This window comes from Blautia fusiformis, from assembly GCF_020686995.1.
GTDB lineage: Bacteria > Bacillota > Clostridia > Lachnospirales > Lachnospiraceae > Blautia_A > Blautia_A fusiformis.
Map to the genome: position 1 here is coordinate 20,816 of NZ_JAJEPT010000027.1, position 6,724 is coordinate 27,539.

Sequence of the window (6,724 nt, forward strand, 5' to 3'; positions counted from 1 at the left end):
AGGAGGCTCCCCGGAGTCAGGAGGATAGATTGATGAAAAGACGAGTAGTAGTAACAGGACTTGGAGCAGTAACACCGATCGGAAATGATGTGGAAAGCTTCTGGAACGGAGTAAAAGAAGGAAAGGTGGGGATCGGACCGATCACCCGTTTTGATACGACCGGATACAAGGCAACACTGGCAGCAGAGCTTAAAGATTTTGTGGCAAAGGATCGCATGGATCCAAGGACTGCAAGAAGAATGGAGCCTTTTTCCCAGTATGCTGTAGCAGCTGCACTGGAAGCCATGGAAAATTCCGGGCTTAAGATGGAAGAGGAAGATCCTTACATGGTAGGCGTTATCATCGGCTCCGGTGTGGGAAGTCTTCAGGCTACCGAGACCAATGAGAAGAAGCTTATGGAAAAAGGTCCTTCAAGAGTGGATCCGCTTCTTGTTCCGAAGATGATCACAAACATGGCAGCCGGAAATGTTTCTATCGCTACCGGTGCAAAGGGAAAATGTACCAACGTGGTAACAGCATGTGCGACAGGAACACATTGCATCGGAGATGCTTTTCGTGCCATTCAGTATGGTGATGCAGATGTAATGCTCGCCGGTGGTACAGAGGGAGCTGTCTGCCCTATCGGTATCGCGGGCTTTGCAAGTCTTACTGCACTGAGTACAAGTGAAGATCCGCTGCGTGCATCCATTCCGTTTGATAAAGACAGAGGCGGTTTTGTAATGGGCGAGGGTGCAGGTGTGGTTGTTCTGGAAGAATTGGAGCATGCCAAAAAGAGAAATGCCAATATCCTGGCAGAGGTTGTGGGATACGGTGCAACTGCAGACGCATTCCATATCACATCTCCGGCCGAGGACGGAAGCGGCGCCGCACGTGCTATGGAAAATGCCATGAAGGAAGCAGGTGTTGCACCGGCGCAGGTAGATTATATCAATGCACACGGAACCGGAACACATCACAATGACCTGTTTGAAACAAGAGCTATCAAGCTTGCGTTTAAGGACGCTGCCAAGGATGTAAAGATCAATTCCACAAAATCCATGGTGGGCCATCTTCTTGGCGCAGCAGGAGCTGTTGAGTTTATCGTATGCGTAAAATCCATTCTGGACGGATTTATCCATCAGACAGTGGGAACAACAGAAACAGAGGAGGAGCTTGATCTGAACTATATGATCGGCGCTCCGGCAAAACAGGAAGTTCGTTATGCAATGAGCAATTCCCTTGGTTTTGGAGGACACAACGGAACATTGCTTGTAAAGAAGTATGAGGAGGACTGAACCTATGGAATTTAACCAGATCCTTGAACTGATCGATCACGTATCTGCATCAGAGCTTACTGCCTTTACATATGAGACAGCAGATCTGACCTTAAGTATGGAACACGGAAAGCCGCAGATCATCCAGGGTGTTATGGGGGAAACTGTGGAAAACATTCCGGCAGCAGGAATGACCGGTGGAAAAGTCCGCAGGGCAGTGAATACAGCACCGGCGGCAGGCAAAGATCCTGTGGTGCCGGTTTCAACAGATGAAATGGCAGTGACAGGAAAAACTGTGGCAGAAGCACAGGGAGTGAAAGGTACTGAGCAGTCGGAAGCCGCACCACAGAGCGGGGAAGATCAGACAGGCAGCCTGGTAACATCTCCGCTGGTAGGAACCTTCTATGCTGCACCGTCCCAGGATCTTCCGCCTTACGTTCAGGTGGGAGACAAGGTAAAAAAAGGCCAGGTTCTTGCAATTGTGGAAGCTATGAAGCTGATGAATGAGATCGAAAGCGATTTTGACGGCGAGATCGCAGAAATCTATGTGGAGAACGGACAGCCGGTAGAATACGGTCAGAAGCTTTTCCGTATCCGATAAGTACCTTCAGATCAGAATCAGAGAATAAGAGAGAGTATTCCGGGGAAAAAGAATGCAGATTATGTAATCGGTGGTTTTCTCCGGGATTTTACAGGAGGACAGAGAATGAAGCATCTTGATGTAAAACAGATCGAGGAGATCATTCCACACAGACATCCGTTTCTGCTTGTGGACTATATTGAAGATTATGAGCCGGGTGAATTTGCTGTCGGATATAAATGTGTGACCTTCCGCGAGGATTTTTTTCGGGGACATTTTCCCCAGGAGCCGGTAATGCCGGGTGTTCTGATGGTAGAAGCGCTGGCACAGGTGGGTGCGGTAGCCATTCTTTCCCTGGAGGATATGAAGGGAAAAACCGCTTATTTCGGAGGCATCAACAAGTGTAAATTCCGCAGAAAGGTAGCTCCGGGAGACAAGCTCCGTCTTGAAACAAAGATCATCCGCAGAAAGGGTCCTGTAGGCATTGGTTCTGCAGTGGCATCTGTGGATGGAGAGGTTGCCGTAGAGGCAGAGCTTACATTTATGATCGGGTAAGGTGATTGTATGATTCGAAAGTTACTGATCGCCAACAGAGGCGAGATCGCGGTGCGTATTATCCGTGCCTGCAGAGAAATGGGAATTGCCACAGTGGCGGTTTATTCTGAGGCAGATGAGGAAAGCCTTCACACACAGCTGGCGGACGAAGCAATTTGTATCGGACCGGGGCCATCTGCACAGAGTTATCTGAATATGGAACAGATCATCAGCGCAACCATGGTTTCCGGTGCGGATGCCATTCATCCGGGATTTGGCTTTCTTTCTGAAAATGCCAGATTTGCGGAGCTCTGTGAAAAATGCGGGATCACATTTGTGGGTCCGCCATCAAAGGTCATCCGCATGCTTGGCAACAAAAAAATTGCAAGAAGCACTATGATCGCAGCTGGTGTTCCGGTAGTTCCGGGCAGCGAAGGGGATGTGGAGGATATTGAAACCGGTCTTAAGGAAGCCGAGAGGATCGGTTATCCGGTGATCATCAAGGCAGCTCTTGGTGGCGGCGGAAAAGGCATGCGTGTGGCAAATACACCGGAGGAATTTCCAGAAGCCTATGCAACTGCCAGAAAAGAGTCTGAGATCGCTTTTGGCGACGGTACTATGTATATTGAACATTTTGTGGTAAATCCGAGACATATTGAGTTTCAGATCCTTGCAGACAGCTTCGGAAATGTGATCCATCTGGGAGAGCGTGACTGCTCCATCCAGAGGAATCATCAGAAGATGATCGAGGAATCTCCAAGTGCTGCAGTTTCTCCGGAATTAAGAGAAAAAATGGGCCATGCGGCGGTGACGGCGGCGAAAGCAGCCGGTTATGTAAATGCGGGAACGATCGAATTTCTTCTGGAACCGGATGGAAAATTCTGGTTTATGGAAATGAATACAAGGATTCAGGTGGAGCATCCGGTGACAGAGTGGGTGACAGGGATCGATCTTGTAAAGGAGCAGCTGAAGATCGCTTCCGGAATGCCTCTTGAGATTGCTCAGGAGGATGTCCGGATCCAGGGACATGCCATTGAGTGCAGGATCAATGCTGAAAATCCTCAGAAAAATTTTCGTCCTTCGCCGGGAACTATCCAGGGAGCGCATTTTCCGGGAGGAAACGGGATCCGTGTGGATACCTGTGTGTATAACGGCTGTAAGATCCCGCCTTATTATGATTCCATGCTTGCGAAGTTGATCGTTCATGCAGGTAACCGGAAAGAAGCCATTGCAAAAATGCAGAGCGCTCTTGGTGAGGTGATCATTGACGGAATCGATACAAATATTGACTATCAGTACGAAATCCTGAAAGATGAGGATTATCAGTCCGGAAACTTTGACACTGGCTTTCTTGCCAGCCATATCATTGCGGGAGTGAAGATCAATGAGAATTAAGCACATGTTCAAAAAAACAGTCAGGGATATCCGGGGTGAGGAACAGGAAAACACTCCGGAGGTGCCGAATAACCTGATGCGTAAATGCAACGCCTGCAAAGCGGCGGTTTTTGTAGACGAGGTAAAGCAGAATCAATACATCTGTCCCCACTGCGGAAATTATTTCCATGTACCCGCTTACCGTCGAATCAAAATGATCGCAGACAGAAAGAGCTTTGTGGAGTGGGATGCTCACATGGAAGAACGGAATCCCCTTCAGTACAGAGGCTATGAAGAAAAGCTTCAGGGGCTTCGTGAAAAGACAGGGCTTGATGAGGCTGTAGTTACCGGAAAGTGTACTATAAAAGGGACACCTGTGGCACTTGGTGTCTGTGACTGCCGTTTCATGATGTCCAGTATGGGAGAAGTCGTGGGAGAAAAGATCACCCGGGCTTTTGAACGTGCCACAGAGGAGAAACTGCCGGTAATCCTCTATATCTGTTCCGGCGGTGCCAGAATGCAGGAGGGCCTGGTATCTCTGATGCAGATGGCAAAAACCAGTATGGCAATTCGGAAGCACAGCGATGCCGGACTTCTTTATGTGCCGGTCCTCACAGACCCGACAACAGGCGGCGTGACTGCAAGCTTTGCCATGCTGGGAGATATTATCCTGGCAGAGCCGAAAGCGCTGATCGGTTTTGCTGGTCCCAGAGTGATCGAACAGACCATCGGGCAAAAGCTTCCCAAAGGCTTCCAGAGAGCTGAATTTCTTCTGGAACACGGCTTTGTGGACAAGATCGTAAAGCGTGAGGAGCAGAGGATCGTATTGGCAGATATTCTGAGATTGCATCAGAATAAAATCCTGAATAATGTACAGTCCGATAATACAGACATTAAAAACAGTCTCAATCCTGACAATAAGGAATCAATGGAAACTGTTGAGGAAGATAATACGATCTGGCCGGACTTCGCCCCATCCGGAGATTTCACTCCCTGGGAACATGTCCAGCTTGCCAGAGCCAAAACACGCCCTACAGGAAAGGATTACATCGAAGCACTTTTTGACGATTTCATGGAATTTCACGGAGACCGTCACTGTGGTGATGATCCGGCAGTAATCGGTGGTGTGGCACTTTTCCACGGACAGCCGGTAACTGTTCTTGCACAGGAAAAAGGAGAGGGTACAAAGGAAAACATTGTCCGGAATTTCGGAATGGTTTCTCCGGAGGGGTACTGGAAATCCCTGCGTCTGATGCAGCAGGCAGAGAAATTTCACCGTCCGGTGATCTGTCTTGTAGATACACCAGGTGCATTCTGCGGGTTAGAAGCAGAGGAACGTGGACAGGGTGAAGCCATTGCTAAAAATCTCTATACACTGGCAGGTCTCACAGTGCCGGTGCTTTCCGTTGTGATCGGTGAAGGTGGAAGCGGAGGTGCCCTTGCCCTGGCTGTGGCAGATGAGGTATGGATGCTGGAGCATTCCGTTTATTCCATCCTGTCCCCGGAGGGCTTTGCCTCCATTCTCTGGAAAGACAGCAAAAAGGCGAAGGAAGCAGCAGCAGTGATGAAGCTCACATCTGCAGACCTTTACCAGATGGGGTTGATCGAGCATGTGATCCCGGAAGCAGAGCCTGTAAGCCGTGAGAACATAAATGATATTGCAGGTTATCTGGAAAACGGAATTGCGGATTTTCTTGAGAAATATGGCGAAGAAGAGTCGGAGAAGCTTCTGGAACATCGCTATGAACGTTTCCGGAAAATGTAGAAGCAATAAGTGCAGTGATTTTGTAGCCTGCAAAGCAAAAATCCAGTGGAAAAAATGCCATATTTATGTTACGATGGCTTCATAAACAGAGAACCGGAGAAGCCTTTTTACTCCGGAGAAACAGGAGCGGGTAGAGTGGACAATCGGGAAGTTATAAATGACGTGCTGGTGAATCTGTTCAATGAAATCCTCCGACTGGAGGAGGAAGCCATCATCACAGATAAATATAAAGATATTTCCAACAATGATATGCACATTATCGAGGCTGTAGGCCTTGGAGGAGGGAACATGTCCTCCATTGCAGCTAAGCTTAAGATCACTGTAGGCTCCCTCACAACATCTATGAACAGTCTTGTAAAAAAAGGCTATGTGAAGAGAGAACGAAGTGAGAAGGACCGGCGTGTGGTATTTATCCAGCTTACAAATAAGGGACGTATGGCATATCATCATCATGCGGAGTTTCACAGGCAGATGACAGAAGCGGTGATCGCAGAGCTGAATGAGAATGAGACAGAAGTGCTGGTAAAAGCACTGGACGGACTGCGTAAATTTTTCAGACAGTATCATGAACAATAAAGAAACGTATAATAAAAGCATCCGGATCGGTAATAAAGGACAATTACCGATCCGGATGCTTTTTGCATAACAGGCATTTTCAACACGGACATTTATTTAAAATAATATTAAATGTCGCCTTTGTTTTTGTGATATGGGAGTTTATTCGTCCCAGCCATCCTGGAAGCGGATATTTACAGAGATATTGCGGACAACGTCTCCCTCCTGAAGCTCCAGATCGCTCTCATCGGAAACCGGAGGAAGCTTTCCCTCAAATTCCATAAGCTCTGTGTAGATCCAGTCGTATGCAGCTGCATTGGCATTTTCGATGGCATCATCCAGCGTGTCACCGTTGGCTTCACAGCAGGCAAGATCCGGGAAAAAAGCATTGTATTTTTTGTCCTCTGTGGGACGGAAAACTGCGGGATATATAAATTTCATAGGTAAGATTCCTTTCTTTTTTAAAATGAAGTGATCCGTGTAATACCACGAATATGAATAGTTTTACCTGATCAAGATAAGTATATACCAATTTCAGAATGAGGGCAAGCGAGTTCATGACCGAACGAAAGATCCAAATAAGGTCACTGTTCACTCCGTTCTCAGTAACACGCTTCGCGATGCACAGAATTTATGCTGATCGCATAAATTCGCGCGGTATGT

The 6,724-nt window shown here is 47.8% G+C and carries 7 protein-coding genes; 6 read left to right on the plus strand and 1 reads right to left on the minus strand.

Going from position 1 to position 6,724, the window contains the following annotated elements; translation table 11 throughout:
- The first annotated feature begins 32 nt into the window (after positions 1-32).
- The 6 genes from fabF (at position 33) to LKD46_RS15940 (ending at position 6,082) form a co-directional block, all read left to right on the plus strand.
- The gene (gene fabF / locus LKD46_RS15915) at positions 33-1,274 is read left to right on the plus strand and encodes a beta-ketoacyl-ACP synthase II (RefSeq protein ID WP_227574362.1); all 1,242 of its coding nucleotides are present in this window, start codon (positions 33-35) and stop codon (positions 1,272-1,274) included.
- Between the two features lie 4 nt (positions 1,275-1,278).
- The gene (gene accB, locus LKD46_RS15920) at positions 1,279-1,854 is read left to right on the plus strand and encodes an acetyl-CoA carboxylase biotin carboxyl carrier protein (RefSeq protein ID WP_227574363.1); all 576 of its coding nucleotides are present in this window, start codon (positions 1,279-1,281) and stop codon (positions 1,852-1,854) included.
- A 105-nt stretch (positions 1,855-1,959) separates the two neighbouring features.
- Complete coding sequence (gene fabZ / locus LKD46_RS15925) at positions 1,960-2,388, plus strand: 3-hydroxyacyl-ACP dehydratase FabZ (RefSeq protein ID WP_015525544.1); 429 nt, start codon at positions 1,960-1,962, stop codon at positions 2,386-2,388.
- A gap of 9 nt (positions 2,389-2,397) precedes the next feature.
- Positions 2,398-3,762 carry an acetyl-CoA carboxylase biotin carboxylase subunit gene (locus tag LKD46_RS15930; RefSeq protein ID WP_015525545.1) on the plus strand — a complete coding sequence of 455 codons (1,365 nt, stop codon included), beginning with the start codon at positions 2,398-2,400 and terminating at the stop codon, positions 3,760-3,762.
- Entirely contained in the window at positions 3,752-5,506 is a 1,755-nt protein-coding gene (locus LKD46_RS15935; protein ID WP_227574364.1) for an acetyl-CoA carboxylase carboxyltransferase subunit alpha, read from the plus strand. The genes LKD46_RS15930 and LKD46_RS15935 overlap by 11 nt, the downstream gene beginning before the upstream one ends.
- A 135-nt stretch (positions 5,507-5,641) precedes the next feature.
- Complete coding sequence (locus tag LKD46_RS15940) at positions 5,642-6,082, plus strand: MarR family winged helix-turn-helix transcriptional regulator (RefSeq protein ID WP_022427168.1); 441 nt, start codon at positions 5,642-5,644, stop codon at positions 6,080-6,082.
- Between the two features lie 141 nt (positions 6,083-6,223).
- On the opposite strand, the gene LKD46_RS15945 is transcribed toward LKD46_RS15940, so the two are convergent.
- The gene (locus tag LKD46_RS15945) at positions 6,224-6,502 is read right to left on the minus strand and encodes a type II toxin-antitoxin system HicB family antitoxin (protein WP_015525547.1); all 279 of its coding nucleotides are present in this window, start codon (positions 6,500-6,502) and stop codon (positions 6,224-6,226) included.
- Between the last annotated feature and the right edge of the window lie 222 nt (positions 6,503-6,724).

Excerpts from the sequence above, each read along its gene's own strand:
- fabF (WP_227574362.1), top strand. The coding sequence starts at position 33 with ATGAAAAGACGAGTAGTAGTAACAGGACTTGGAGCAGTAACACCGATC.
- LKD46_RS15930 (WP_015525545.1), top strand. The coding sequence starts at position 2,398 with ATGATTCGAAAGTTACTGATCGCCAACAGAGGCGAGATCGCGGTGCGT.
- LKD46_RS15935 (WP_227574364.1), top strand. The coding sequence starts at position 3,752 with ATGAGAATTAAGCACATGTTCAAAAAAACAGTCAGGGATATCCGGGGT.
- fabZ (WP_015525544.1), top strand. The coding sequence starts at position 1,960 with ATGAAGCATCTTGATGTAAAACAGATCGAGGAGATCATTCCACACAGA.
- LKD46_RS15945 (WP_015525547.1), bottom strand. The coding sequence starts at position 6,502 with ATGAAATTTATATATCCCGCAGTTTTCCGTCCCACAGAGGACAAAAAA.
- accB (WP_227574363.1), top strand. The coding sequence starts at position 1,279 with ATGGAATTTAACCAGATCCTTGAACTGATCGATCACGTATCTGCATCA.